The following is a 25,936-nucleotide window of genomic DNA, read 5'->3' on the forward strand; positions in this document are numbered from 1 at the left end:
GCGCTCTTACCGGGCCGAAGCGAGTTGAGTGAAAGCGGAACCGAGCCACTGCTGCACACCGCTCATGGTGGCGGCAGAGGTGTCGAGGAACGGCTGTGGATACACGCCCAGCAGGATCAGCAGCACCGCCAGACCCACGACCATGACCAGCTCACGACCGTCCATGCCAGCCAGGACGGCGTCGGACTTGGCCGGGCCGAAGTAGGCGCGGTGGATCATGATCAGCGAGTAGACCGAGCCGAACACCAGGCCGGTGGTGGCGATCACGGTGATCCAAGGCACATGCACGAAACTGCCGATCAAGATCAGGAACTCGCCGACGAAGTTGCCAGTACCTGGCAGGCCCAGGGAGGCGGCGGCGAAGAACAGGCTGATCGCGGGCAGGTAGGCGATGCGGTGCCACAGGCCGCCCATCTCACGCATGTCACGGGTATGCAGGCGCTCGTACAACTGGCCGGCCAGGATGAAGAGTGCGGCGGCCGACAGACCGTGGGCCAGCATCTGGATCACCGCGCCCTGCAGGGCTTGCTGGCTGCCGGAGTAGATACCGATCAGCACGAAGCCCATGTGCGAAACGCTGGAGAACGCGACCAGACGCTTGATGTCGGTCTGGGCAAAGGCCAGGAAGGCACCGTAGAAGATACCGATCAGACCCAGGGTCATGGCGATGGGCGCGAACTCGGCCGAGGCGTTCGGGAACAGCGGCAGGGCGAAGCGCAGCAGGCCGTAGGCCGCGGTCTTCAGCAAGATACCGGCCAGGTCCACGGAACCTGCGGTCGGTGCCTGGGCGTGTGCGTCAGGCAACCAGGAGTGGAACGGTACCACCGGCAGTTTCACCGCGAAGGCGATGAAGAAGCCCAGCATCAGCAGGTACTCGGTACCGGCTGGCAGTTCGGCCTTGAGCAGGTCGCTGTAGTTGAAGGTGATCACACCGGTGTTGGTGTAGTTGACCAGCACCAGGCCCAGGATCGCCACCAGCATGATCAGGCCGCTGGCCTGGGTGAAGATGAAGAACTTGGTCGCGGCGTAGATCCGGGTCTTCTTGCCGTCCGCGGAGCTGTGACCCCAGAGCGCGATGAGGAAGTACATCGGCACCAGCATCATTTCCCAGAAGAAGAAGAACAGGAACAGGTCCAGGGCCAGGAACACACCGACCACGCCGCCCAGGATCCACATCAGGTTGAGGTGGAAGAAGCCGACGTGACGCTGGATCTCTTTCCAGGAGCACAGTACCGACAGCACACCGAGCAGGCCGGTGAGCAGGATCATCAGCAGCGACAGGCCATCCAGGGCCAGGTGGATGCTGATGCCGAAGCGCTGGATCCACTGGACCTTGTATTCCAGTGCCCAGGCAGGCTCGGCGCCCGGAGCGGGGGCCAGGGTGTAGTCGCCGGTGCCCCACAGCCACAGGCCGATGCCGAGCAGCAGGGACATGGTCAGCAGTGCGATCCAGCGCGGCAGGGTGGCGCCGAAGCGCTCACCCAGCCAGCACAGGAAGCCGCCGATGAAGGGGATCAGGATCAGCCAAGGCAAAATCATGACGGGTTGGTTTCCTTTGGCAAAGTCGCAAGATTCATAGTCATACCGCGGCCACTACCACGGCGCCGATGACCAGCACGGCACCGACGGCGATCGAGGCGGTGTACCAGCGCAGCTGGCCGGTCTCGGTCTTGCTCATGGCGACGTTGCCGCCACGGGCCATCCGAGGAATCAGGCCGATGCTGCGGTCAACCGGGTCCTTGCGCAGGATGTGGCTGATCAGCAGGTAAGGTTTGACGAAGAGCTTGTCGTAGATCCAGTCGAAGCCCCAGGCGGCGAACCACCAGGCCGACAGGACGCGGCCGATGCCGCTGTTGGCGATGGCCGAGACCAGGCGACGCTTGCCGAGGAACAGCACCGCGGCCAGCAGGATGCCGGCAATGGCGATGGCGCCCGAGGTGATTTCCAACGCGTGCTTGGCTTCACCACCGGCGTGGCCGGCACTTTCAGGCAGAACGCCAGCCAGCGGCGGGTGGATCCACGCGCCGATGAAGGTCGACAGCACGATCAGCACGCCCAGTGGCAGCCAGTGGCTGATGCCGTGGCCAGCGTGGGCTTCGGTCTTGGCTTCGCCGTGGAAGGCGATGAAAATCAGGCGGAAGGTGTACAACGAGGTCATGAACGCACCGACCAGCCCGGCATACAGCAGGCCGGTATTGCCACTGGCGAAGGCTTCCCAGAGGATCTCGTCCTTGGAGTAGAAGCCCACGGTCAGGATCGGCAGGGCCGCCAGGGCAGCACCACCCACCACGAAGCTGGCGTAGGCCAGCGGCAGCTTCTTCCACAGGCCGCCCATCTTGAAGATGTCCTGCTCGTGGTGGCAGGCAACGATCACCGCACCCGAGGCAAGGAACAGCAGGGCCTTGAAGAAGGCGTGTGTCATCAGGTGGAAGATTGCCGCGTCCCAGGCGCCGACGCCCAGGGCCAGGAACATGTAGCCGATCTGGCTCATGGTCGAGTAGGCGAGGATACGCTTGATGTCGGTCTGGACCAGGGCTGCAAAGCCCGCCAGGACCAGGGTGACGCCACCCACTACGCCCACCAGGTGCAGGATGTCCGGTGCCAGCAGGAACAGGCCGTTGGTACGGGCGATCAGGTAGACGCCCGCGGTCACCATGGTTGCCGCGTGGATCAGTGCCGATACCGGGGTAGGGCCAGCCATCGCGTCCGCCAGCCAGGTCTGCAGCGGCAGCTGGGCCGACTTACCGACCGCACCGCCCAGCAGCATCAGGGTGGCCAGGACCATCCAGGTGTCGCCCGCCTGGAATTTCTGCGGAGCCAGCACCAGCAGTTCCTGCACGTTCAGGGTACCCAGCTGGGCGAACAGGATGAACAGGCCGATGGCCATGAACACGTCGCCGATACGGGTGACGATGAAGGCCTTCAGTGCCGCGTTACCGTTGTTGCGGTTGCTGTAGTAGAAACCGATCAACAGGTACGAGCACAGGCCCACGCCTTCCCAGCCGAAGTAGATGAACAGCAGGTTGTCGCCCAGCACCAGGAACAGCATGCTGGCGATGAACAGGTTGGTGTAGGAGAAGAAGCGCGAGTAACCGGCTTCACCGCGCATGTACCAAGAGGCGAACAGGTGGATCAGGAAGCCGACACCGGTGACCACGCCGAGCATGGTGACCGACAGGCCGTCCACGTACAGGGTGAAGTTCGGCGCGAAGCCGTCCACCGACATCCACTGCCACAGCAGCTGGCTGTATGCGCCGCCTTCAGGCGGGGCAACGTTGAATTGCCAGATGACATAGGCGGCCACGGCGGCCGACAGGCCCACCGAGCCAACGCCGATCAGCGCGGACAGGTTCTCCGAGAACCGCCCGCGCGAGAACGACAGCAGCAGGAAGCCGATCAGGGGGAAGACGAAAGTCAGGAAGATAAGGTTCATCCGCGCATCTCACTGGCAGCATCGATGTCGAGAGTGTGGAAGCGGCGATACAGCTGCAGCAGAATGGCCAGGCCAATGCTGGCCTCGGCGGCTGCCAGGCTGATCACCAGAATGAACATCACCTGGCCGTCGGGCTGGACCCAACGGGCACCGGCGACGATGAACGCCAGGGCAGAGGCGTTCATCATGACTTCCAGGCTCATGAGTACGAAAAGGATGTTGCGGCGGACCATCAGGCCAACCAGACCTAAGCAGAACAGGATCCCGGCTACCGCCAGGCCATGCTCAAGAGGGATAGCACCCATGATTTACTCCTTCGCCTCGTTGCGGCCCAGGTGGAAGGCGGTGACGGCTGCGGCGAGCAGCAGCATCGAGGCCAGTTCGACAACCAGCAGGTACGGCCCGAACAGGCTGATGCCCACGGTCTTGGCGTCCACGGTGGTGCCGCTGATACCGGCGCCGCTCGGGGCGACGAACAGCACGTAAAGCAGCTCCAGCAGCAGCAGGGCAGCCAGGATTACCGGCCCGGCCCAGATACCGGGCTTGAGCCAGCCCCTTTCCTGGGCGACCGACGCCGGCCCAAGGTTGAGCATCATCACCACGAACACGAACAGCACCATGATGGCGCCGGCGTAAGCGATCACTTCCAGTGCGCCGGCGAACGGCGCACCCAGGGCGAAGAAGATCATTGCCACGGAAATCAGCGAAATGATCAGGTAGAGCAGGGCGTGCACGGGGTTGGTGCCGGTCACCACCCGAAGGGTGGAGACCACGGCGATCCCGGATGCGAAGTAGAAAGCGAATTCCATCTTTCTGTCCTTATGGGAGCAAGCTCTTCACGTTGATCGGCTCGGCTTCGTTCTGTGCAGAGCCTTTCGGCTTGCCAGCGATGGCCATACCCGCAACACGGTAGAAGTTGTAGTCAGGGTTCTTGCCGGGGCCGGAGATCAGCAGATCTTCCTTCTCGTACACCAGGTCCTGACGCTTGAACTCGGCCATTTCGAAATCCGGAGTCAGCTGGATCGCGGTGGTCGGGCACGCCTCTTCGCACAGGCCGCAGAAAATGCAGCGCGAGAAGTTGATGCGGAAGAACTCAGGGTACCAACGCCCGTCCTCAGTCTCGGCTTTCTGCAGCGAGATGCAGCCAACCGGACAGGCCACCGCGCAGAGGTTGCACGCTACGCAGCGCTCCTCGCCATCGGGGTCGCGGGTCAGGACGATGCGGCCGCGGTAGCGCGGCGGCAGGTACACAGGCTCTTCTGGGTATTGCAGGGTGTCGCGTTTGCGGAACCCGTGGGAGAACACCATTGCCAGGCTGCGCAGCTGGGTGCCGGTGCCCTTAACGATGTCGCCGATATATTTGAACATGGGTCAAATCCTCACTGGGCCGCGACGGCTGGCGTGTTGTAGAGCACGATCGCAGCGGTCACCAGCAAATTGATCAGGGTCAGCGGCAGGCAGAACTTCCAGCTGAAGTCCATCACCTGGTCATAGCGCGGGCGCGGAATCGAAGCGCGCAGCAGGATGAACAGCATGATGAAGAACGCGGTCTTCAGGGCGAACCACAGGAATGGAACCTGTGGCAGCAGGCCGAATGGGCCGTGCCAGCCACCGAAGAACAGGGTCACCAGCAGTGCCGAGATCAGGATGATGCCGATGTACTCACCGACGAAGAACATGCCCCATTTCATGCCGGCATATTCGATGTGGTAGCCGTCGGCCAGTTCCTGTTCCGCTTCCGGCTGGTCGAACGGGTGACGGTGGGTCACGGCGACGCCAGCGATGAAGAAGGTGCAGAAGCCGAAGAACTGCGGAATGATGAACCACAGGTTCTGGGCCTGGTATTCAACGATGTCGCGCATGTTGAACGAACCTACCTGAACCACCACGCCCATCAGCGCCAGACCCAGGAACACTTCGTACGACACGGTCTGTGCCGACGCACGCAAGCTGCCCAGCAGGGCGTACTTGTTGTTCGACGACCAGCCGGCGAACAGTACGGCATACACCGAAAGCCCGGCCATGGCGAAGAAGAACAGCAGGCCGATGTTCAGGTCCGCCACGCCCCACAGCGGGGTGATCGGGATGACCACGAAGGCGATCAGCAGGGCACTCATGGCCACGACCGGCGCCAGGGTGAAGATCATGCGATCGACGAAGGGCGGGTTCCAGTCTTCCTTGAAGAACATCTTCAGCATGTCGGCGGCGATCTGGAACATGCCGAACGGGCCGACACGGTTAGGACCGTAACGGTCCTGCCACCAGCCCAGCAGGCGACGCTCGACGAAGCTGAGCAGCGCGCCGCAGACCACCACCGCGAGCAGGACCACGATGGCCCGGACCACGGTGAGGATCACATCGATCACTTCGGGGGTGAACCAGCTCATTGTGCTGCCTCCTGCAGACCTTCGACGGATGCACCGAAGATGGCAGGCGGGATGCCGGCCAGGCCTTTGGGCAGGGCAACCAGGCCAGCGCCCAGTTCTTCATTGATACGCAGCGGCAGGCGCAGCGAAACACCGGCAACGGTCAGGCTCAGCAGCGCGCCTTCGTTGACGCCCAGGCGATCGGCTTCGGACTTGGCCAGGGCCACGTAGGCAGCTGGGATACGCTCCTGCACCGGGGCGGCGCGCGACGAGCTTTCCTCGCTGCCGAACAGGTGGAAGAACGGTACTGCGGTCCAGGTGCCACGGGCCGGATTGAAGGCGCCCGGAATGGTGGTGAACCAGTTGAGCTTGTCACCTTGCGGCTCGATCAGGCGTACGCCAGGGTCACCCGCGCGCAGGTGGCCACCGACCTCGTCCTGGAACTTGTTCCAGGCTTGCGGCGAGTTCCAGCCCGGCGACCAGGCGAACGGCACCTGTTGGCGCGGTTCGGCCGACCCCGAATAGCCTTCCATGGAGAAGGCGAACGCGGTGTCCTTGTCCTGCGGGGTACGTGGCTCATGCACGCTGATGTTGGCGCGCATGGCGGTACGGCCCGAGTAGCGCAGCGGCTCACGCGCCAGCTTCATGCCCTTGATGCGGAATGCGGCCGAAGGTGCGGCGTTGACGATGCCGGCCAATTGCGGCGCGGCTTCGGCGCAGGCGCTGGTGACGTGGTCCAGTTGGGTCCAGTCGACCGGCTTGTTCAGCAGGGTGGCACGCAGGGCGTGCATCCAGCGCCAGCCTTCGTGGATCTGGATGCTGCTGTCCAGGTACTGCGGGTCGAACACCTGGAAGAAACGCTGGGCACGGCCTTCCTGGCTGACCAGGGTGCCGTCGCCTTCGGCGAACGAGGCCGCTGGCAGTACCAGGTGGGCGCGGTCGACGGTGGCGGTCTTGGAGTGGTCGGCAACGATGACCACCTTGGCGGCGGCCAGGGCGGCATCGACCTTCGCGGCCGGTACGCGGGTGTACAGGTCGTTTTCCAGGACCACGATGGCATCGGCCTTGCCGCTGATGACGGCATCCAGGGCAGCGTCGACGGACTCACCGCCCATCATCGCCATGCCCAGGCTATTGGCCTCGGGCACCACCAGGCTCAGCGAGCCGTTCTTCTCGCGCAGCTTCAGGGCCTTGGCGATGTTGGCGGCGGCTTCGATCAGCGCCGGGTCGGCCAGCGAGGTACCCGCGACCACCAGTGGACGCTTGGCCGCGACCAGGGCGTCGGCGATGCGCTGGGCCAGGGCTTGTGCTTCCTGGTCCAGACCGGCGACGGCTGGTGCGCTCGGGTCGATGGCGTGGGCAACGGCGAAGCCGATGCGGGCCAGGTCGGCCGGGGCGGCATGCACGCACTCTTCGGCGACGTCGTCCAGCTTGGTTTCAGCCAGCGAAGCGATGAACAGCGGGTACAGCGCGTGCTGGCCTATGTTCTTCACCGCAGCATCCAGCCAAGGCTGCACTTTCATGGCCTCGGCCATGGCTTCGGCCTTGCCCTTGGTGGCCTGGCGAACGGCCAGGGCGACACGGGCGGCGGTCTGGGTCAGGTCTTCACCGAGCACGAACACTGCGTCGTGGTCTTCGATGTCGCGCAGGGTCGGCACTGGCAGCGGGCTGTTGTTCAGCACGTTCAGGGCCAGGCGTACGCGAGCCAGTTCACCCGCTTCCATACCCGAGTAGAAGTAGTCGGCGCCGACCAGCTCACGCAGCCCGTAGTTGCTTTCCAGGCTGGCGCGTGGCGAGCCGATGCCGACGATGGTACGGCCGCGCAGCAGGTCGGCGGCCTTGTCCAGGGCAGCGTCCAGGCTCAGCTTGGTGCCATCGGCCAGCAACGGCTGGCGGGGACGGTCCTTGCGGTTGACATAGCCGTAGCCGAAGCGGCCACGGTCGCACAGGAAGTACTGGTTGACGGAGCCGTTGAAGCGGTTCTCGACCCGACGCAGTTCGCCATAGCGCTCGCCCGGGCTGATGTTGCAGCCGCTGGAGCAACCGTGGCAGATGCTCGGGGCGAACTGCATGTCCCACTTGCGGTTGTAGCGCTCGGAGTGGGTCTTGTCGGTGAACACACCGGTCGGGCAGACCTCGGTCAGGTTGCCGGAGAACTCGCTTTCCAGCACGCCGTCTTCAACGCGACCGAAGTACACGTTGTCGTGGGCGCCGTACACGCCCAGGTCGGTGCCGCCTGCGTAGTCCTTGTAGTAGCGCACGCAGCGGTAGCAGGCGATGCAGCGGTTCATCTCGTGGGCGATGAACGGGCCGAGGTCCTGGTTCTGGTGGGTACGCTTGGTGAAACGGTAGCGGCGCTCGTTGTGGCCGGTCATTACCGTCATGTCCTGCAGGTGGCAGTGACCGCCTTCCTCGCACACCGGGCAGTCGTGCGGGTGGTTGGTCATCAGCCACTCGACGACGCTGGCGCGAAACGCCTTGGACTCTTCATCGTCGATGGAGATCCAGGTGCCGTCGGAGGCAGGGGTCATGCAGGACATGACGATACGACCACGGGTGTCGTTTTCGTCGGTGTACTGCTTGACCGCACATTGCCGGCAGGCGCCGACGCTACCGAGCGCCGGGTGCCAGCAGAAATAAGGGATGTCGAGGCCGAGCGACAGACAGGCCTGTAACAGGTTGTCTGCACCGTTGACTTCGAGCGCTTTGCCGTCTACGTGGATAGTGGCCATGGTTCAAAGTTCTTCGTTGGCCCGCGTGAGCAGGCGTGGCTAATGGAAATCGGTGGGCCCGCGGCTCGCGTCAGGACTGCGCGTGCCTGCAAGGCCAGCGGGTGGCACGGACCACCCGCGTTTCATCTTGTTATGCGCCGACCACAATCGGCTTCGCCAGGTTCGGGCGCAGGGCGTCGGCAGCGCTTGCTGGAGCGACACCGGCCTCGAATTCCGAGCGGAAGTATTTGATGGCACTACCCAATGGCTCGACGGCACCCGGTGCGTGGGCACAGAAGGTGCGGCCCGGGCCGAGGAAGTTGACCAGCCCCAGCAGGGTCTCGATGTCTTCGGCGCGGCCCTGGCCTTTTTCCAGCGCGCGCAGCATCTTCACGCTCCACGGCAGGCCGTCACGGCAGGGGGTGCACCAGCCGCAGGACTCGCGGGCGAAGAACTCTTCCATGTTGCGCAGCAGCGAGACCATGTTGATGCTGTCGTCGACCGCCATGGCCAGACCGGTACCCATACGGGTGCCTACCTTGGCGATGCCGCCGGCGTACATCTGCGCATCGAGGTGCTCAGGCAGCAGGAAACCGGTACCGGCACCGCCTGGTTGCCAGCACTTGAGCTTGTAACCGTCGCGCATGCCCCCGGCGTAGTCCTCGAACAGCTCACGGGCGGTGACGCCGAACGGCAGCTCCCACAGGCCAGGGTTCTTCACCTTGCCAGAGAAGCCCATCAGCTTGGTGCCGTGGTCTTCGCTGCCTTCACGGGCCAGCGACTTGTACCAGTCGTTGCCGTTGGCGACGATCGCCGGAACGTTGCACAGGGTCTCGACGTTGTTCACGCAAGTCGGCTTGCCCCACACGCCAACGGCGGCAGGGAAGGGCGGCTTGGAGCGCGGGTTGGCGCGGCGGCCTTCCAGCGAGTTGATCAGTGCGGTTTCTTCACCGCAGATGTAGCGACCGGCACCGGTGTGCACGAACAGCTCGAAGTCGAAGCCCGAACCGAGGATGTTCTTGCCCAGCAGGCCGGCGGCCTTGGCTTCCTCGATGGCGCGGTTGAGGTTCTTCGCCGCGGTGGTGTACTCGCCACGCAGGAAGATGTAGCCGCGGTAGGCCTTCAGGGCGCGGGCGCTGATCAGCATGCCCTCGACCAGCAGATGGGGCTGTTGCTCCATCAGCATGCGGTCCTTCCAGGTGTTGGGCTCCATTTCGTCCGCGTTGCACAGCAGGTAGCGGATGTTCATGGATTCGTCTTTGGGCATCAGGCCCCACTTCACGCCAGTGGGGAAGCCTGCGCCGCCCCGGCCCTTGAGGCCGGAGTCCTTGACACTTTGCACGATGTCGTCGGCGGACATTTCTGCCAGCGCTTTGCGGGCAGCGGCATAGCCGTTCTTGGCCTGGTACTCGTCCAGCCAGATCGGCTCGCCGTCGTCACGCAGACGCCAGGTCAGCGGGTGGGTTTCGGCCGAACGTGCGATACGGTTGGCCGGGCCGAAGGAAGTAATGGTCATACGTAACCCTCCAGCAGTTTGGAAACGCCAGCCGGCTGAACGTCGCCGAAGGTGTCGTCGTCGATCATCAGCGCCGGGGCCTTGTCGCAATTGCCCAGGCAGCACACGGGCAGCAGGGTGAAGCGGCCGTCGGCGGTGGTCTGGCCCAGGCCGATGCCCAGCTCGCTCTGGATCTGGCTGACCACTGACTCATGACCGCCGATGTAGCAGACCATGCTGTCGCAGACGCGGATGATGTGGCGGCCGACCGGTTGGCGGAAGATCTGGCTGTAGAAGGTGGCTACACCTTCCACGTCGCTGGCCGGGATGCCCAGCACTTCGCCGATCGCGTGGATGGCACCGTCCGGCACCCAGCCACGTTCCTTCTGGACGATCTTCAGGGCTTCGATGGACGCCGCGCGCGGGTCCTCGTAGTGATGCATCTCGTGCTCGATGGCCGAGCGCTCGGTTTCGCTCAGGGCGAAACGGTCAGTCTGGATAAGCGTGCTGTTCATGCTTAGCGGTCCACGTCAGCCATAACGAAGTCGATACTGCCCAGGTACGCAATGAGGTCGGCGACCATGCTGCCTTTGATCACCGAAGGGATCTGCTGCAGGTGCGGATAGCTCGGGGTACGGATCCGGGTGCGGTAGCTCATGGTGCCGCCATCGCTCGTCAGGTAGTAACTGTTGATGCCCTTGGTCGCCTCGATCATCTGGAACGACTCGTTGGCCGGCATGACCGGGCCCCACGAGACTTGCAGGAAGTGAGTGATCAGGGTCTCGATGTGCTGCAGGGTGCGCTCTTTCGGTGGCGGCGTGGTCAGCGGATGATCCGCCTTGTACGGGCCTTCCGGCATGTTGCGCAGGCACTGGTCGATGATGCGGATACTCTGGCGCATCTCCTCGACACGGACCATGCAGCGATCGTAGGCATCGCCGTTGTGGGCCAGCGGTACTTCGAACTCGAAGTTCTCGTAGCCGGAGTAGGGGCGGGCTTTGCGCAGGTCGAAGTTGCAACCGGTGGCACGCAGGCCGGCACCGGTCGTGCCCCACTCCAAAGCTTCCTTGGTGTTATAGGCGGCAACGCCGATGGTACGACCACGCAGGATGCTGTTCTGGAGGGCGGCCTTCTCGTATTCGTCCAGGCGCTTGGGCAGCCATTCGACGAAGTCCTTGACCAGTTTGTCCCAGCCGCGTGGCAGGTCGTGGGCGACGCCACCGATACGGTACCAGGCCGGGTGCAGACGGAAGCCGGTGATTGCCTCGATCACGGTGTAGGCGCGTTGACGGTCGGTGAAGGTGAAGAACACCGGGGTCATGGCGCCGACGTCCTGGATGTAGGTACCCAGGAACAGCAGGTGGCTGGTGATACGGAAGAATTCGGCCAGCATCACGCGGATGGTGTCGACCTTCTGTGGCACCTTGATGCCAGCCAGCTTCTCTACCGCCAGTACGTACGGCAGGTTGTTCATCACCCCGCCGAGGTAGTCGATACGGTCGGTATAGGGGATGAAGCTGTGCCAGGACTGGCGCTCGGCCATCTTCTCGGCGCCACGGTGGTGGTAGCCGATGTCCGGTACGCAGTCGACGATTTCTTCGCCGTCCAGTTGCAGGACGATACGGAAGGCACCGTGTGCCGAAGGGTGGTTCGGGCCGAGGTTGAGGAACATGTAGTCCTCATTGGCGCCGTGACGCTTCATGCCCCACGCTTCCGGGTTGAAGCGCGCCGATTCCTCTTCAAGCTGTTGCTTGGCCAGGTTCAGGCTGTACGGGTCAAATTCGGTGGCACGGGCCGGGAAGTCCTTGCGCAGCGGGTGACCTTCCCAGGTCGGCGGCATGAGGATACGCGACAGGTGCGGGTGGCCGGCAAAGTCGATGCCGAACATGTCCCAGACTTCGCGCTCGTACCAGTTGGCGTTGGGCCAGATGCTGGTGACCGACGGCAGGTTGAGGTCGCCTTCGCTGAGCGAGACCTTGATCATCACGTCGCTGTTACGTTCCACCGACAGCAGGTGGTAGAACACGCTGAAGTCGGCGGCCGGCAGGCCTCGGCGCTGGGTGCGCAGGCGCTCGTCGACGCCGTGCAGGTCGTACAGCATGCTGTACGGCTTGGCGACGTTGCGCAGGAAGGTCAGGACTTCTTTGAGTTGGGCACGGTTCACCCACAGGACCGGCATGCCGGTGCGGGTTTCCTGGGCGACGAATGCGTCGGCGCCAAAACGGTTGTGCAGTTCGACGACCACATCCTGGTCGTCAGCCTTGTAAGGCGGAATGTAAATAGCGGTGTCCGCTGTCATGGTCTCGGTCGCTTTGAGTCAACGTAGAGAATGAAGCCAGGCCGCCGGCTCCTTCGGGAGCGGGCGGCAGGTCGCTGGATCAGACTTCGTCGGGGCTGCGCAGGTTGGTTACCGCGATACGCTGTTCGCGACGCAGGTCTTTCTGGGCGGGCATCTCGGCACGGTAAATGCCTTGATCACCAACGACCCAGGAAAGTGGGCGTCGCTCCTGGCCGATCGACTCCTGCAGCAGCATCAAGCCTTGCAGGAATGCTTCGGGGCGCGGCGGGCAGCCAGGCACGTACACGTCAACGGGGAGGAACTTGTCGACCCCCTGAACGACCGAGTAGATGTCGTACATGCCACCGGAGTTGGCGCACGAACCCATGGAGATGACCCACTTGGGCTCGAGCATCTGCTCGTACAGGCGTTGGATGATCGGCGCCATCTTGATGAAGCAGGTACCGGCGACGACCATGAAGTCGGCCTGACGCGGCGAGGCCCGGATGACTTCGGCGCCGAAGCGGGCGATGTCATGGGGTGCCGTGAAGGCCGTGGTCATTTCCACGTAGCAGCAGGACAGGCCGAAGTTGTACGGCCAGAGGGAGTTCTTGCGACCCCAGTTGACCGCGCCACGCAGCACATCTTCAAGCTTGCCCATGAAGATGTTCTTGTGGACCTGGTCCTCTAGCAGTTGATCGGTGACGGTTTCCCGTTCACCGACCGGGTACTGCTCGTTGGGCGCATCCGGATCGATTCTGGTGAGATTGTATTGCATTGCCAAAGCCTCATTGTTTCAGCTTCGCTTGCCGCTTGCGGCGACCTTCAGGAGCCCAATCAAGTGCCCCGACGCGCCATAGGTAGACAAGACCAGCCAACAGAATTGCTATGAAAACGAGTGCTTCGACGAATCCGGTCCAGCCGCTTTCGCGGACGGACACAGACCATGCATACAGGAATAGGGCTTCGATATCGAAGATCACGAACAGCATCGCGACCAGATAGAATTTGGCGGACAGGCGCAGACGGGCGCTGCCGACGGGCAGCATACCGGATTCGAAGGGTTCGTTCTTGGCGCGACCCCAGGCCTTGCTACCGAGCAGGCTGGACAGGCCGAGCATGAAGGCACACAGGCCGACGACACCCAGAAGGAAGATGGCAAAGCCCCAGTTGTGGGCGATGAGTCCTGCCGAATCGGACATGCTAGAAATCCTTATACACAGAGACCCAGCTCTGCAGTCTGAAATTAAGTAGAGCGGCGACTTGGCGTCGCAGGTGCAGTGACCAAATGTCGCAGCTGAATCAATCGGGCTGATTTTATGGGTAAACCCGATGCAAGTAAAATTTCTGTGGCAAATTTATTCGTAGGATTAAGAACAACAAGCGTTCGTAACTGGCTGAAAGCCTTGAAATTCGGGCATTGCATGCGGTTTTGTTAATTATGTTTCTTGCGGCTGGTAACGAATCACAAACTTCGAAATGATAATTGATATCATTTGAACTGTTACCCTGTAATTTGGCTGTTCTGCGCCTGGTAAAGTTCATTGGGCGATTCCCCCTACTTGCAAATGCGAAAAACGTTTGTTCTAGCAGCTTCAAGCGCCGCTTGCACCGCTCTGGGTCAATACTTTGTCGGTTGGGCGATGGCCGACAGATGAGGCGATCGCCCATTGGCCGAGCCAGTAGGTGAGGATGATCAGGTACGGTGCGGCGGCAGACGGGCTAACGAAGCGGTCGATGCCGATCAGGCTGTCGGAGAACACGAACAGGCCAGCACCGAGCGCGGCCAGGCCACCGCAGGCCAGGGCGCGCCAGAGCATGGTGCTGATGGCCAGGGCGTAGAACGCAACCGGGATCAGCAGCGAGCCCAGGCCGTGGTTGGCGAGCACGCCGAACAGGGTGATGCCGGTGAGGGCGCTGAACAGGAGAGTGGCTAGGGCGGGGCGCAAGGTTTGGCCGCAATAGGCGCGTAGGTAGGCCAGGTGGGCACAAAGAAATGCGACCAGGCCGAACACGAACAGGTCGGCGGGAATGGCCAGCAGGATGTCTCCGAGTATCGAGAATGCCAGGCCCAAGGTGATTCGGCGGCGATAAGGTGTGGCAGGAGCGCTACGTAGCCAGGCGATCAGGGTCAGCACGGGTATCGGTTTGGCCAGCAGGGCGAGCAGGGTGTTGTCGCTGGCCAGTGCATATATATAGAGGGCGGCGGCGATCAGGGCGAGCATCATCAGGTGGCTTGGACGAGGCATGAGCGGTCCTTGCGGCTGGGCTGCCTCAAGCATAGACCTGTTTTTGGGGTTTGTGGGTGATGCTTGTGGGGTGTTTGGGGTGTGGGACATGGGTGTGGCGAACGGGAGGCAGCGCCTGTGAGATCGAGCGCCGCCCGCGCGGCGCATCGCGAGCAAGGCTCGCTCCTACGTTTGTTTACGGCCAATAACGCCTGTGACAGGCGCGCGACCGATCTACGCAACACCGCAAAAACCAAGGCCGGTGCAGGCAAAAACAAAAGCCCGGGGCTTTCACAAGCCCCGGGCTTTATTCAGCGGCAACCCACTATCAGTGGAACTGCTCTTCCTCGGTCGAACCGGTCAGTGCAGTCACCGACGAAGCGCCACCCTGAATCACGGTGGTCATGTCGTCGAAGTAGCCAGTGCCCACTTCCTGCTGGTGCGCGACGAAGGTGTAGCCTTTGCTGGCGTCGGCGAATTCCTGCTCCTGCAGCTTCACGTAGGCCGTCATGTCGTTGCGGGCGTAGTCGTGCGCCAGGTTGAACATGCCATGCCACATGTTGTGGATACCGGCCAGGGTGATGAACTGGTGCTTGTAGCCCATGGCCGACAGTTCGCGCTGGAACTTGGCGATGGTCGCGTCGTCCAGGTTCTTCTTCCAGTTGAAGGAAGGCGAGCAGTTGTACGACAGGATCTGGTCCGGGTACTCCTTCTTGATCGCTTCGGCGAAGCGGCGCGCTTCTTCCAGGTCTGGCTTGGCGGTTTCGCACCAGATCAGGTCGGCGTAAGGCGCATAGGCCAGGCCGCGAGCGATGGCTTGGTCGAGGCCGGCACGGACCTTGTAGAAGCCTTCACGGGTGCGCTCGCCGATCACGAACGGCTGGTCGTACGGGTCGCAGTCGCTGGTCAACAGGTCAGCGGCGTTGGCGTCGGTACGGGCCAGGATGATGGTCGGTACGCCCGAAACGTCGGCGGCCAGACGTGCGGCAACCAGCTTCTGTACGGCTTCCTGGGTTGGTACCAGTACCTTGCCACCCATGTGACCGCACTTCTTCACCGAGGCCAGCTGGTCTTCGAAGTGAACGCCGGCAGCGCCTGCCTCGATCATGTTCTTCATCAGTTCGTAGGCGTTCAGTACGCCGCCGAAACCGGCTTCGGCGTCAGCTACGATGGGTGCGAAGTAGTCGATGTAGCCGTCGTCGCCTGGGTTCTTGCCGGCTTTCCACTGGATCTGGTCGGCGCGACGGAAGGCGTTGTTGATGCGCTTGACCACGGTCGGTACCGAGTCGACCGGGTACAGCGATTGGTCAGGGTACATCGACTCGGCCGAGTTGTTGTCGGCGGCTACTTGCCAGCCGGACAGGTAAATGGCCTGGATGCCTGCTTTTACCTGTTGCACTGCCTGGCCGCCGGTCAGGGCGCCCATGCAGTTGACGAAATCTTTTTCTGGGCGGAAAGAGGGGTGGGCACCTTCGGTGACCAGCTTCCAAAGTTTTTCTGCACCCAGGCGGGCCAGGGTGTGCTCCGGTTGCAGGGAGCCACGCAGGCGAACGACATCAGCGGCGGTGTAGGTACGGGTCACGCCTTTCCAGCGCGGGTTCTCGGCCCAGTCTTTCTCGAGGGCTGCAATTTGCTGTTCGCGTGTCAGTGCCATGGAAATAAACCTCGTCGCATCGATCTTGGGGTAATTGTGCTGATGCTCGGGCAGCGATCAGAAGCCTGGCGGCGGTCCTGCTCGGCGGGGATTGCGCGGCTGACGAGGAAGGCTCGAAGAGGAAGGGGGCTGCAGCGTGGGCAAGGTGCGGCGGGCAGGTTGGCTCGTGGATGCCTTGCTGCGGTGCGACATGGCTTGCCGGGTGACTGCGGTGATGCGCTTCCGTCCCTCGGGACAACTTCTTCGTTGCAGTCGCAATCCCGTCGAACCGCCTTGTGGGCCGTATGGACACGAAGCGCCTCCAGGGGTGGGAGGAGCGCGCTTCGAAGACCCTTGCCAGGGCCTCTGATTAGCGGGAGCGAGGCCATCATGCCCTTGGGAAAAAGTGCCTGTCAAATGTTTTGTAGTGCTTTTTTCCACTTACTACATCTTTGGTCTAATGCGACTTGCTGGTCAGTTTCAAGGCCTTTGGTCGAGGCCTTGATTTGCCTGGGATCAGTCCAGAAGGTCGACTTTGACACGCAAAGTCATGTTTTCGCCGCGCTGGGTGCTGTAAGTGAGGGTTGACGGGTTGCGTTCGGACTGGCTGTCCTGGTTGAAGCCCGCCAGTGTGATCCACTCTCCGAGCTTGCCAGTGACTGTCGTGTCGGTGCTTTGAACTTTCACTACATCGGCGCGTTCCTGGCTGATGCGGTCATTATTGGTGCTGATTTGCAGACGAACCGTGTCGCCGCTCACGCTTGGCGTCACGTAGAAACCTTGGGTGACGTTGCGGTATTCAGTGTTGCTCTGGAAGCCGCCGTAACCATCGGTGCTGGTGCTGGTCACCGGTATGCTCTGGCCGATCTGGATCAGCGCGGCCTTGCCTTCGCTGGCCTGGATCTGCTGCATGCCACCCTCACGGTTGGCGGTGCCGTACTGGATGATTCGGGCGTTGCCATGGTTGTCCTGGAAGTTGTGGTCGGTGTTGTCGACGCTGATCAGCAGGCGCTTGGGCGCTGTGTCCAGCTGCTGCAGCAGCGAGCGCAGGTCGTCGATGCGCTCGGGGCTGGCGTTGACGATCAGCTTGTTCTCGAAGGCGCTGACCGTGCCGTCCCTGCCGAGAAAGGACTGGGCAGTGGGCAGGAGTTCGGCACTGCTGCGATGCTGCAGCGGCAGCACTTCGGTGGCGGCCTGGGTGGTGAAGCTTGCGGCCATCAGCAAGGAGGTAATGAGGGGGCGTAGCGGCATGTCCATGATCTCCGCGGGTGGAATGTTCATGATGGCAAATTTGTTCGCGTTGTGCCGGGTCTGGGTCACAGGTTCTGCGTGGTGGTGGCTGCTGTAGGACAAATTCCGTAACATCGCGCTCCTTGTGTTTTGCATCGCCCTCAAGGGCACCGCCGTAGGATTGCCATGAAGCCCGCTCGACTCCGCGCCGACATACTCGCCGGCCTGACCACCTCTTTTGCCCTGGTGCCCGAGTGCATCGCCTTTGCCCTGGTGGCCCACCTCAATCCGCTGATGGGGCTGTACGGTGCTTTCATCATCTGCACCCTGACGGCGCTGTTCGGTGGCCGTCCTGGCATGATTTCCGGCGCAGCGGGTTCGATGGCCGTGGTGATCGTCGCCCTGGTGGTACAGCATGGTGTGCAATACCTGCTGGCCACCGTGCTGCTCGGTGGGGTGGTGATGATCCTGTTCGGCGCGCTGCGTCTGGGCAAGCTGGTACGCCTGGTGCCCTATCCGGTAATGCTGGGCTTCGTGAACGGTCTGGCGATCGTCATCGCCCTGGCGCAGCTCGAGCACTTCAAGCAGGGCGAACATTGGCTCGCTGGCGCACCGCTGTACCTGATGATCGGCCTGGTGGCGCTGACCATGCTGGTGGTTTACGTCTTGCCCAGGTTGACCCGCGCCGTGCCGCCGGCGCTGGTTGCGATTCTTGGTGTCGGCTTGCTGGTGTACCTGCTCGATCTTCCCACCCGCACCCTCGGCGACATGGCGCACATTGCAGGTGGCCTGCCGCAGTTGGCCCTGCCAGATGTACCGTGGAACCTGGACACCCTGGAGATCGTCGCCCCCTATGCCGTGCTGATGGCCATGGTTGGCCTGCTGGAAACCCTGCTGACGCTGAACCTCACCGACGAAATCACCGAGAGCCGTGGTTTCCCGGATCGGGAGTGCGTGGCCCTGGGCGCGGCCAACATGGTTTCCGGGTTGTGCGGTGGCATGGGCGGTTGCGCGATGATCGGGCAGACGGTGATCAATTTGAGTTCCAACGGCCGTGGCCGACTGTCCGGCGTCGTGGCGGGTGGCATGATCCTGTTGTTCGTGCTGTTCCTGTCGCCTCTGATCGAACGGATTCCGCTGGCGGCGCTGGTCGGGGTGATGTTCGTGGTGGCCCAGCAGACCTTCGCCTGGGCATCGTTGCGGGTGCTGAACAAGGTGCCGGTGAGCGATGTCCTGGCGATCATTGCGGTGACGGTGGTCACTGTGCTCACGGACCTGGCCATGGCAGTGTTGTTCGGCATCGTGATCGCGGCAGTCAATTTCGCCTGGCAACATGCGCGGGAGCTGTATGCCGACAGCCATGACGACGGAGAGGGCGGCAAGCGCTATCAGGTGCACGGCACGTTGTTCTTCGCCTCCACCACGCCGTTCCTCAACCAGTTCGACCCGGCCAATGACCCGGCCAAGGTGACCCTGGACTGCCAGCACCTGAGCTTCGTCGACTACTCGGCGGTCGCAGCGTTGAAGACCTTGCGCGAGCGCTATGCCAAGGCGGGCAAGCAACTGCGGGTGGTGCATCTTTCCGAGCGTTGCAAGAAGCTGCTGAAACGGGCTGGGGAGCAGGACTGACGGCCCAACCCGTGAGAGCGGCCTGGCGCCGCCAAAGGGCCGCAACGCGGCCCCTGGGTTGGAGCAACGACACACGAATTGCCTGGGCTGCCCCGGCAATGAGACGGCGGCTCAGGAGTCCCCGCGGCTCTTCTTCACTATGCCATCGGCAATACTCGCCGGTGCCTCGGCATATCGGGTGAACTCCATCGAAAAACTGGCCCGCCCCTGGGTCATCGAGCGCATCGAGGTGGCATAGCCGAACATCTCGCCCAAAGGCACTTCCGCCCGTATGACCTTGCCCGCAGGGGTCTCGTCGCCGTCCTGGATCATTCCACGGCGCCGGCTCAAGTCACCCAGAATGTCGCCCTGGTACTCCTCGGGCGTAACCACCTCGACCTTCATCACCGGCTCCAGCAGTACCGCGCCGCCTTTGTGCGACAACTGCTTGGTAGCCATGGACGCGGCGATCTTGTAGGCCATCTCGTTGGAGTCGACGTCGTGGTATGAGCCGTCGAATACCGCAGCCTTGAGGTTGATCAGCGGGTATCCGGCCAGTACACCGTTCTTCATCTGCTCCTCGATGCCTTTCTGGATGGCAGGGATGTATTCACGGGGTACCACGCCGCCAACGATTTCATTGACGAACTCGAGGCCTTCCTTGCCCTCTTCGCCTGGGGCAAAGCGGATCCAGCAATGGCCGTACTGGCCACGCCCACCGGACTGGCGCACGAAGCGGCCTTCGATCTCGCAGGTATTGCGGATTTTCTCGCGGTAAGCCACCTGCGGCTTGCCGATGTTGGCTTCGACGTTGAACTCGCGGCGCATGCGGTCCACGATGATGTCCAGGTGCAGCTCGCCCATGCCGGAAATGATGGTCTGGCCGGTTTCTTCGTCGGTTTTGACCCGGAACGAAGGGTCTTCCTGGGCCAGTTTGCCGAGGGCGATGCCCATCTTTTCCTGGTCGGCCTTGGTCTTGGGCTCGACGGCCACGGAAATCACCGGGTCTGGGAAGTCCATGCGTTCAAGGATGATCGGCTTGTCCATGTCGCACAGGGTGTCGCCGGTGGTGACGTCCTTCATACCGATCAGTGCCGCGATATCACCGGCGCAGACGTCCTTGATCTCGGCGCGTTGGTTGGCGTGCATCTGCACCATGCGGCCGATCCTTTCTTTCTTGCCTTTGACCGAGTTGAGCACTGCATTGCCTGAACTGAGCACGCCGGAATATACCCGGGCGAAGGTCAGGGTGCCGACGAAGGGGTCGGTGGCAATCTTGAAGGCCAGGGCCGAGAACGGTTCGTTGTCATCGGCATGGCGTTCCAGGTGCTTCTCCTCATCGTTCGGATCGGTGCCCTTGATCGCCGGGATTTCCGAGGGGGCGGGCAGGTAGTCGATGACCGCATCGAGCATCAGCGGTACCCCCTTGTTCTTGAACGATGAACCCAGGATGGTCGGGACGATCTCGTTGTTCAGCGTGCGCTTGCGCAGGCCGGCCTTGATTTCTTCGGTGGTCAGCTCTTCGCCTTCGAGAAACTTCATGGTCAGCTCGTCATCCGCCTCGGCCGCCGCTTCGACCATGCGTGCCCGCCACTCGTTGGCCAAGGGCAGGAGTTCTGACGGAATCTCCTCTTCGCGATAGCTGGTGCCTTGGTCGGCTTCGTTCCAGTAGATGGCCTTCATTTTCACCAGGTCGACCTGGCCGATGAAGTTTTCCTCAGCACCGATGGCCAGCTGAATGGGTACCGGGTGGTGGCCCAGGCGCTGGTCGATCTGCTTGACCACGCGCAGGAAGTCGGCGCCCTGTCGGTCCATCTTGTTGATGTAGGCCAGGCGTGGGACATGGTACTTGTTGGCCTGGCGCCACACCGTCTCGGACTGTGGCTCGACGCCGTCGGCGCCGCTGAATACCACGACCGCGCCATCGAGCACGCGCAGCGAGCGCTCGACTTCGATGGTGAAGTCGACGTGGCCGGGGGTGTCGATGATATTGAAGCGGTACTTGTGGGCGAACTGCTTGGTCGACCCCTGCCAGAAGGCGGTGGTGGCAGCCGAGGTAATGGTGATGCCGCGCTCTTGTTCCTGGGCCATCCAGTCCATGGTGGCGGCGCCGTCATGCACCTCGCCCATCTTGTGGTTGACCCCGGTGTAGAACAGGATGCGTTCGGTGGTGGTGGTCTTGCCGGCATCCACGTGGGCGACGATGCCGATGTTGCGGTACAGCTCGATGGGCGTTGTACGGGCCATGACGGACTACCTGCGGATGGGCGGATTCTCCCAAGGTAGCAGACCGGAAGAATCCTGCTTTACCGCCGGGCCATCAATCGGCCTGGGCTTGCAGCATCCACTGGCCGTCGACTTCCCGGGCCAGGCCGCTGGCAGGCAGCAGGGCCAGCAGGCGGGCGTGCAGGCTGGGCTCGGTGAAGGTCTTGAGCGTGGTCAGATCCAGCACGCCGATGGGGGGCAGGTCGGCCTTGGTGTAGGACAGCCAGGCTTTCTTCAGCACTTGAAGCACGTCACTGCCAGCGGTACTGGCGAAGCGGCGATGCAGTTGGCGGCCTTCGAGGGTGAACGTGTGCTGGTGGCTATAGGTGCTTGGGTCGTTGCCCTCGGAGCAGCGATGGCAGCGGCACGAGCCCTCGCCGAAAGCATTGCGCAGGTAGCTGTTGAAGTCCACGACGGGCTTGAGGGTCAGGCGTTTGTCGACCTCGAACAGGTCGGCGATCAGGGGGTGTTCGGCGCTCACGCTAAATCCTCGGGTGGTGGGGCATGTATCGGCGGGCACCCTAACAGATCGGGGCCTTCAGATCACCTGTTGCAGGTCTGGCCTAGTCGCTGGCAAGCGGTTCCCGCCTGGACCGCAGATCGTGCTGAAGTCGGGCAGTAGAGACAACCGGTAACGGCTACCGTACTCTACGCGCCTGCCTACATCCATCAATCGAGGTAACCCCGTTTGAGCAACAAGTACCCGTACATCGCCACCATCACTGTCAGCGCCGAAGATCGTGGCGGTGACGTCGAGGCGTCGGAAAACCCCAACATGCGTGTCGGTCTCGAAGCCGTGACCGAAGTGCTGAAGAAGGTGCATTTCGTCGGTACGCTCGCGGCCCCGGAAAAATCGGCCACGCATATTTGCGTGACCCTGGAGAATGGCCTGACCTACTATGGCCCTATCGTCAACGGCCATGCCGAGCTCGAAGGCGGCTGGATCGCCTTCGAGTCGGACATGCTGACCCCCGCTGAACTGGGCTTGTAAGCCTCAGGCCAACTCGGCCAGGCACTGCTCGAGGATATCCAGTCCTTCCTCGAGCACTTCGGCCTCGATGGTCAATGGTGCCAGCAAGCGAATGATGTGCCGCGCCTTGCCGCTGGGCATCAGCAGCAGGCCTTTGGCCCGGGCTGCTTCGATCACTGTGGCCAGCCGGGTTGGCGCAGGGTTGCCGTCGGAATCGACGCATTCGATCCCGCGCATGGCGCCCACGCCGGTCAGACGGCCGATGCACCCACCCAGACCTGCCGCCTTCCACTTCTCGAATCGACGAACGATGGCCTGTTCCTGACGCTCGCCCCAGGTGGCGATGTTCTCGTCGGTCATCTGCGCCAGGCTGGCCAGGGCCGCCGCACAGGCAATCGGGTTGCCCGAGTAGGTGCCGCCCAGGCCACCTTTGGGTAAGGCCGCCATCAGGTCCTGCCGTCCGACCACCGCGCCCAGCGGCATGCCGCCGGCGATGCTCTTGGCCAGCAGCAGCAGGTCTGGCTCCATCCCTAGTCGCGGGAAGGCAAAGCGCTGGCCGGTGCGACCGAAGCCTGACTGAATTTCGTCGATGATGATCAAGATCCCCCGTTCGTCGCAGAAGCGCCGCAAGGCCTGGGCGAATCCGGGGTCGAGGGCGAGGAAGCCGCCTTCACCCTGAACCGGCTCGAAAATGAATGCAGCCACGTCTTCGACCGCCAGTTCGACACTGAACAGGCGGTCCATGGCCTTGAGTGCCTGCTCGCAGGTCACGCCGGTGTCGACGCTGGGGTAGGGCAGGTGATAAACCGGGCCGGGCAGCTCACCGACCCGTTGCTTGTAAGGGGCGACCTTGCCGTTGAGGTTAAGGGTTGCCAGGGTGCGACCGTGGAAGCCGCCGTCGAAGGCGATGATGGCGCGCTTGCCTGTGGCACCGCGGGCGACCTTGAGGGCGTTCTCCGCCGCTTCCGCGCCACTGTTGGTGAGCATGCCGGCCAATGGGTAGCTGACGGGTACGAACTGGCTCAGGCGCTCCATCAGCGCCAGGTACGGCCCATGGGGGGCGGCGTTGAAGGCATAGTGGGTCAGGCGCGCGGCCTGCGCTTGAATCGCCTCGACCACGGCCGGGTTGCAGTGGCCCAGGTTGAGTACGCCGATACCGCCGACGAAGTCGATATAACGTTTGCCGTCCGTGTCCCAAACTTCCGCATTGCGGCCATGGGAAAGTGTGATCGGATGAACGATGGCAATGGACTGGCTGATACTTTCCTGAGGCATGGGCACGCAAACCTTTGTTCAATTTTCCCCCTATCCAAGCGTGCAAAGGTGTGAGACCGCAAACGAATTATTGGATTGCGATCATTCCATGGATTCGTGAACTGGCGGATTCGCTAGCCTCTTTAGGGCAACGGTGAAATGGATCGTGCTTTCTGCCGTTTGGGCGCTGTGGACTGGTACCGAGCAGAAACGTCAGAAGTTCATTCTCAAATGGAATCATGTGTTTCGAAAAGGTCGTTTGTTGACCCATGCCGATGGATTGATACTGGCCTGGAACAACGTTGACAACCGGTCGTGCGAAGGGGAGGGAAATATCCGCTACCGGCGCCTTCACAACAACAAGAACGAGCACTACGGACTTACCAGAATTCTGCTCCAACTTTCAGCCGCCCTTGCGGCGGCCAACCCATTCGAGGGTTCTCCATGGCTTCGCTACACAACAAGAAACAGCGTTCCTTGCAGCACGGCCTGACCTCACGTCAGGTGTCCATGATCTCCATTGCCGGCATCATCGGCGCAGGCCTGTTCATCGGTTCCTCCAATGCCATCGCCACCGCTGGCCCGGCGATTCTCATTTCTTATGCCATGACTGGCCTGCTGGTGCTGCTGGTGATGCGCATGCTGGGTGAAATGGCCATCGCCAATCCTAACAGCGGCTCGTTTTCCACCTATGCTGGCGAGGCCATCGGCCCTTGGGCGGGCTTCACCATCGGCTGGTTGTACTGGTGGTTCTGGGTGCTGATCATCCCGGTCGAGGCGATTGCCGGCGCGGATATTCTCCATGCCTATTTCCCGGGCGTGCCGTCATGGCTGTTCGCGTTCCTGATCATGGTCGTGCTGTCGGGCACCAACCTGATCAGCGTGAAGAACTTCGGCGCCTTCGAGTACTGGTTCGCGCTGGTCAAGGTGCTTGCCATCATCGCCTTCATCGTGGTGTGCAGCCTCGCCGTATTCGGCGTCTGGCCGCTGGCCGAGGTGTCTGGTGTCAGCCGCTTGTGGGACAACGGTGGCTTCATGCCCAACGGTTTCGGCACTGTGCTCGGTGGCGTGCTGATCACCATCTTCTCGTTCTTCGGTGCCGAGATCGTCACCATTGCAGCTGACGAGACGGCCAATCCGAAAGACAAGATCCGACGCGCCACCAACTTGGTGGTTTACCGCATCGCAATCTTCTACCTGGCGTCGATCTTCCTGGTGGTATCGCTGGTCGCCTGGAACGATCCGGGCCTGAAGGCAGTGGGTTCGTTCCAGCGGGTGCTGGAGGTACTCAACGTGCCGGGCGCCAAGCTACTGGTCGACGTAGTGGTACTGGTGGCCGTGACCAGCTGCATGAACTCTGGCCTCTACACCGCGTCACGGATGCTGTATTCCCTGGGGGCCCGTGGCCAGGCGCTTGGCATCACCAAGCGTGTCTCGGGCTCGGGTGTTCCAACCGTTGCGGTCATTCTCTCGACCCTGGCTGGCTTTGCGGGTTGCTTCGTCAACTATGTATTCCCCGGCAAGGTGTTCGGCTTCCTGTTGTCCACCACGGGCGCCATCGCCTTGCTGGTGTACCTGGTGATCGCCGTCTCGCAGTTGCGCATGCGTGCCCGTGCCGAGCGCGAAGGCCGTCCGCTGGAACTGAAGATGTGGCTGTTCCCATGGCTGACCTGGCTGGTGATCGGCACCATCGTCATGGTCCTGGGCTACATGCTGCTCAGTGATGCCTACCGTTACGAGACGCTGATGACTGCCGGGGTGGCGCTGTTCATCCTGCTGGTGTCGCTGACCCAGCGTCGGGGCAAGGTAGTCGCTCAGACGGCGTGATCCTCCAGGGGGCGCGGTGCGCCCCCGTTTTGCGATTGGCGCTGACAGATTCGAGCGTTACCATCGAGGCAGGCATTTCTTCCCATTCCAACAAGCACAGGAAGCGCATGAACGACCAGACCCTTTCCCTTCAAGCCCTGGCCGCGCCGGACGGCACCTGCTATGGCTGCGGTTGCGCCCACCCCAGCGGTCTGCACGTGCAAAGCCATTGGGACGCCGATGGCATTCATCTGTCGTGCCGGCACACACCTGACAGCACGTTCAGCGGCTGGCCCGGCCTGGTCTACGGTGGCCTGTTGGCCATGCTGGTCGACTGCCATTCCAACTGGACCGCCATGGCCTATCACTACCGTGCCGAAGGTCGCGAGCCGGGCAGCTTGCCGCGCATCGACTGCGTCACCGGCACGCTCAACCTCACCTACCTCAAGCCGACCCCGATGGGCGTGGAGTTATTGCTCAAGGCGCGTGTAGAGGGCGAGGTGGGACGCAAGAGCCGCGTGATCTGTGAAGTCTGGGCTGGCGATGTGCTGACAGTGACCGCTGATTCGGTGTTCGTACGAGTCGATACCGACAAGCTCAAGCTCAAGGCCCACGGACAGGCTTGAAGGCCACGGGATGATGGTCAGCCGACCGCGATG

22 protein-coding genes are annotated in these 25,936 nt (G+C 62.4%); 4 read left to right on the forward strand and 18 right to left on the reverse strand.

Going from position 1 to position 25,936, the window contains the following annotated elements; translation table 11 throughout:
- Window positions 1–6 precede the first annotated feature (6 nt).
- The 15 genes from nuoM to C4Q26_RS21380 all read right to left on the reverse strand — a co-directional run bounded on the left by nuoM (window position 7) and on the right by C4Q26_RS21380 (window position 17,425).
- Complete coding sequence (nuoM, locus tag C4Q26_RS21310) at window positions 7–1,539, reverse strand: NADH-quinone oxidoreductase subunit M (protein ID WP_023381228.1); 1,533 nt, start codon at window positions 1,537–1,539, stop codon at window positions 7–9.
- A 40-nt stretch (window positions 1,540–1,579) separates the two neighbouring features.
- Window positions 1,580–3,433, reverse strand: a complete 1,854-nt coding sequence (gene nuoL / locus C4Q26_RS21315; protein WP_023381227.1) for an NADH-quinone oxidoreductase subunit L — start codon at window positions 3,431–3,433, stop codon at window positions 1,580–1,582.
- On the reverse strand, window positions 3,430–3,738 hold the full coding sequence (gene nuoK, locus C4Q26_RS21320) for an NADH-quinone oxidoreductase subunit NuoK (protein ID WP_008096201.1): 309 nt from the start codon (window positions 3,736–3,738) through the stop codon (window positions 3,430–3,432). The genes nuoL and nuoK overlap by 4 nt, the downstream gene beginning before the upstream one ends.
- A 3-nt stretch (window positions 3,739–3,741) precedes the next feature.
- The gene (gene nuoJ, locus C4Q26_RS21325; protein ID WP_023381226.1) at window positions 3,742–4,242 is read right to left on the reverse strand and encodes an NADH-quinone oxidoreductase subunit J; all 501 of its coding nucleotides are present in this window, start codon (window positions 4,240–4,242) and stop codon (window positions 3,742–3,744) included.
- Window positions 4,243–4,252: 10 nt separating this feature from the next.
- Window positions 4,253–4,801: an NADH-quinone oxidoreductase subunit NuoI gene (gene nuoI / locus C4Q26_RS21330; RefSeq protein ID WP_003251442.1), complete on the reverse strand. Its 549-nt coding sequence runs from the start codon at window positions 4,799–4,801 to the stop codon at window positions 4,253–4,255.
- A gap of 11 nt (window positions 4,802–4,812) precedes the next feature.
- On the reverse strand, window positions 4,813–5,820 hold the full coding sequence (gene nuoH, locus C4Q26_RS21335) for an NADH-quinone oxidoreductase subunit NuoH (protein ID WP_023381225.1): 1,008 nt from the start codon (window positions 5,818–5,820) through the stop codon (window positions 4,813–4,815).
- Window positions 5,817–8,531 (reverse strand): NADH-quinone oxidoreductase subunit NuoG, encoded by a 2,715-nt coding sequence (nuoG, locus tag C4Q26_RS21340; RefSeq protein ID WP_027908167.1) that lies wholly within the window; start codon window positions 8,529–8,531, stop codon window positions 5,817–5,819. The genes nuoH and nuoG overlap by 4 nt, the downstream gene beginning before the upstream one ends.
- Window positions 8,532–8,661: 130 nt before the next feature.
- A complete protein-coding gene (nuoF, locus tag C4Q26_RS21345) occupies window positions 8,662–10,026 on the reverse strand; it encodes an NADH-quinone oxidoreductase subunit NuoF (RefSeq protein WP_023381223.1) in 1,365 nt (454 codons plus the stop codon).
- Window positions 10,023–10,520 (reverse strand): NADH-quinone oxidoreductase subunit NuoE, encoded by a 498-nt coding sequence (gene nuoE, locus C4Q26_RS21350; protein WP_003251433.1) that lies wholly within the window; start codon window positions 10,518–10,520, stop codon window positions 10,023–10,025. The genes nuoF and nuoE overlap by 4 nt, the downstream gene beginning before the upstream one ends.
- A 2-nt stretch (window positions 10,521–10,522) precedes the next feature.
- The gene (gene nuoC, locus C4Q26_RS21355; RefSeq protein WP_023381222.1) at window positions 10,523–12,304 is read right to left on the reverse strand and encodes an NADH-quinone oxidoreductase subunit C/D; all 1,782 of its coding nucleotides are present in this window, start codon (window positions 12,302–12,304) and stop codon (window positions 10,523–10,525) included.
- Between the two features lie 79 nt (window positions 12,305–12,383).
- Window positions 12,384–13,061, reverse strand: a complete 678-nt coding sequence (locus tag C4Q26_RS21360) for an NADH-quinone oxidoreductase subunit B family protein (protein ID WP_023381221.1) — start codon at window positions 13,059–13,061, stop codon at window positions 12,384–12,386.
- A gap of 10 nt (window positions 13,062–13,071) precedes the next feature.
- Window positions 13,072–13,485, reverse strand: coding sequence for an NADH-quinone oxidoreductase subunit A (locus C4Q26_RS21365; RefSeq protein ID WP_011534614.1), 414 nt, complete (start codon window positions 13,483–13,485; stop codon window positions 13,072–13,074).
- A gap of 393 nt (window positions 13,486–13,878) precedes the next feature.
- On the reverse strand, window positions 13,879–14,532 hold the full coding sequence (locus C4Q26_RS21370; protein ID WP_177429840.1) for a lysoplasmalogenase: 654 nt from the start codon (window positions 14,530–14,532) through the stop codon (window positions 13,879–13,881).
- 307 nt (window positions 14,533–14,839) lie between these two features.
- Window positions 14,840–16,165, reverse strand: coding sequence for an isocitrate lyase (gene aceA / locus C4Q26_RS21375; protein ID WP_023381219.1), 1,326 nt, complete (start codon window positions 16,163–16,165; stop codon window positions 14,840–14,842).
- Between the two features lie 495 nt (window positions 16,166–16,660).
- Window positions 16,661–17,425 carry a secretin N-terminal domain-containing protein gene (locus C4Q26_RS21380; RefSeq protein WP_238346386.1) on the reverse strand — a complete coding sequence of 255 codons (765 nt, stop codon included), beginning with the start codon at window positions 17,423–17,425 and terminating at the stop codon, window positions 16,661–16,663.
- A gap of 135 nt (window positions 17,426–17,560) precedes the next feature.
- On the opposite strand from C4Q26_RS21380, the gene C4Q26_RS21385 reads away from it, so the two are divergent.
- Window positions 17,561–19,003 (forward strand): SulP family inorganic anion transporter, encoded by a 1,443-nt coding sequence (locus C4Q26_RS21385; protein ID WP_023381217.1) that lies wholly within the window; start codon window positions 17,561–17,563, stop codon window positions 19,001–19,003.
- Between the two features lie 111 nt (window positions 19,004–19,114).
- On the opposite strand, the gene fusA is transcribed toward C4Q26_RS21385, so the two are convergent.
- Together fusA and C4Q26_RS21395 are read right to left on the reverse strand one after the other, a co-directional pair.
- Complete coding sequence (gene fusA / locus C4Q26_RS21390; protein ID WP_023381216.1) at window positions 19,115–21,229, reverse strand: elongation factor G; 2,115 nt, start codon at window positions 21,227–21,229, stop codon at window positions 19,115–19,117.
- A 73-nt stretch (window positions 21,230–21,302) separates the two neighbouring features.
- Window positions 21,303–21,728 carry a hypothetical protein gene (locus C4Q26_RS21395; RefSeq protein ID WP_023381215.1) on the reverse strand — a complete coding sequence of 142 codons (426 nt, stop codon included), beginning with the start codon at window positions 21,726–21,728 and terminating at the stop codon, window positions 21,303–21,305.
- A gap of 207 nt (window positions 21,729–21,935) precedes the next feature.
- On the opposite strand from C4Q26_RS21395, the gene C4Q26_RS21400 reads away from it, so the two are divergent.
- Window positions 21,936–22,238: a hypothetical protein gene (locus tag C4Q26_RS21400; RefSeq protein WP_023381214.1), complete on the forward strand. Its 303-nt coding sequence runs from the start codon at window positions 21,936–21,938 to the stop codon at window positions 22,236–22,238.
- A 3-nt stretch (window positions 22,239–22,241) separates the two neighbouring features.
- Here the strand turns inward: C4Q26_RS21400 and C4Q26_RS21405 are convergent, their stop codons facing one another.
- Window positions 22,242–23,492, reverse strand: coding sequence for an aspartate aminotransferase family protein (locus C4Q26_RS21405; RefSeq protein WP_104881494.1), 1,251 nt, complete (start codon window positions 23,490–23,492; stop codon window positions 22,242–22,244).
- Between the two features lie 423 nt (window positions 23,493–23,915).
- Between C4Q26_RS21405 and C4Q26_RS21410 the strand changes: the two genes are divergently transcribed.
- Both C4Q26_RS21410 and C4Q26_RS21415 read left to right on the forward strand, forming a co-directional pair.
- The gene (locus C4Q26_RS21410) at window positions 23,916–25,298 is read left to right on the forward strand and encodes an amino acid permease (RefSeq protein ID WP_104883482.1); all 1,383 of its coding nucleotides are present in this window, start codon (window positions 23,916–23,918) and stop codon (window positions 25,296–25,298) included.
- Between the two features lie 107 nt (window positions 25,299–25,405).
- Window positions 25,406–25,903, forward strand: a complete 498-nt coding sequence (locus C4Q26_RS21415) for a PaaI family thioesterase (RefSeq protein ID WP_023381211.1) — start codon at window positions 25,406–25,408, stop codon at window positions 25,901–25,903.
- Window positions 25,904–25,936 lie beyond the last annotated feature (33 nt).

Source organism: Pseudomonas sp. SWI44 (genome assembly GCF_002947915.1).
Taxonomy (GTDB): Bacteria; Pseudomonadota; Gammaproteobacteria; order Pseudomonadales; family Pseudomonadaceae; genus Aquipseudomonas; species Aquipseudomonas taiwanensis.

What these genes read in the sequence shown, in the direction of transcription:
- C4Q26_RS21360 (WP_023381221.1), bottom strand. Translation starts at nt 13,061, where the DNA reads ATGCAATACAATCTCACCAGAATCGATCCGGATGCGCCCAACGAGCAG.
- nuoK (WP_008096201.1), bottom strand. Translation starts at nt 3,738, where the DNA reads ATGGGTGCTATCCCTCTTGAGCATGGCCTGGCGGTAGCCGGGATCCTG.
- C4Q26_RS21410 (WP_104883482.1), top strand. Translation starts at nt 23,916, where the DNA reads ATGGCTTCGCTACACAACAAGAAACAGCGTTCCTTGCAGCACGGCCTG.
- C4Q26_RS21405 (WP_104881494.1), bottom strand. Translation starts at nt 23,492, where the DNA reads ATGCCTCAGGAAAGTATCAGCCAGTCCATTGCCATCGTTCATCCGATC.
- nuoC (WP_023381222.1), bottom strand. Translation starts at nt 12,304, where the DNA reads ATGACAGCGGACACCGCTATTTACATTCCGCCTTACAAGGCTGACGAC.
- nuoJ (WP_023381226.1), bottom strand. Translation starts at nt 4,242, where the DNA reads ATGGAATTCGCTTTCTACTTCGCATCCGGGATCGCCGTGGTCTCCACC.
- nuoE (WP_003251433.1), bottom strand. Translation starts at nt 10,520, where the DNA reads ATGAACAGCACGCTTATCCAGACTGACCGTTTCGCCCTGAGCGAAACC.
- C4Q26_RS21415 (WP_023381211.1), top strand. Translation starts at nt 25,406, where the DNA reads ATGAACGACCAGACCCTTTCCCTTCAAGCCCTGGCCGCGCCGGACGGC.
- nuoH (WP_023381225.1), bottom strand. Translation starts at nt 5,820, where the DNA reads ATGAGCTGGTTCACCCCCGAAGTGATCGATGTGATCCTCACCGTGGTC.
- nuoI (WP_003251442.1), bottom strand. Translation starts at nt 4,801, where the DNA reads ATGTTCAAATATATCGGCGACATCGTTAAGGGCACCGGCACCCAGCTG.
- C4Q26_RS21370 (WP_177429840.1), bottom strand. Translation starts at nt 14,532, where the DNA reads ATGCCTCGTCCAAGCCACCTGATGATGCTCGCCCTGATCGCCGCCGCC.
- C4Q26_RS21385 (WP_023381217.1), top strand. Translation starts at nt 17,561, where the DNA reads ATGAAGCCCGCTCGACTCCGCGCCGACATACTCGCCGGCCTGACCACC.
- nuoF (WP_023381223.1), bottom strand. Translation starts at nt 10,026, where the DNA reads ATGACCATTACTTCCTTCGGCCCGGCCAACCGTATCGCACGTTCGGCC.
- C4Q26_RS21380 (WP_238346386.1), bottom strand. Translation starts at nt 17,425, where the DNA reads ATGAACATTCCACCCGCGGAGATCATGGACATGCCGCTACGCCCCCTC.
- C4Q26_RS21365 (WP_011534614.1), bottom strand. Translation starts at nt 13,485, where the DNA reads ATGTCCGATTCGGCAGGACTCATCGCCCACAACTGGGGCTTTGCCATC.
- aceA (WP_023381219.1), bottom strand. Translation starts at nt 16,165, where the DNA reads ATGGCACTGACACGCGAACAGCAAATTGCAGCCCTCGAGAAAGACTGG.
- nuoL (WP_023381227.1), bottom strand. Translation starts at nt 3,433, where the DNA reads ATGAACCTTATCTTCCTGACTTTCGTCTTCCCCCTGATCGGCTTCCTG.
- nuoG (WP_027908167.1), bottom strand. Translation starts at nt 8,531, where the DNA reads ATGGCCACTATCCACGTAGACGGCAAAGCGCTCGAAGTCAACGGTGCA.
- fusA (WP_023381216.1), bottom strand. Translation starts at nt 21,229, where the DNA reads ATGGCCCGTACAACGCCCATCGAGCTGTACCGCAACATCGGCATCGTC.
- nuoM (WP_023381228.1), bottom strand. Translation starts at nt 1,539, where the DNA reads ATGATTTTGCCTTGGCTGATCCTGATCCCCTTCATCGGCGGCTTCCTG.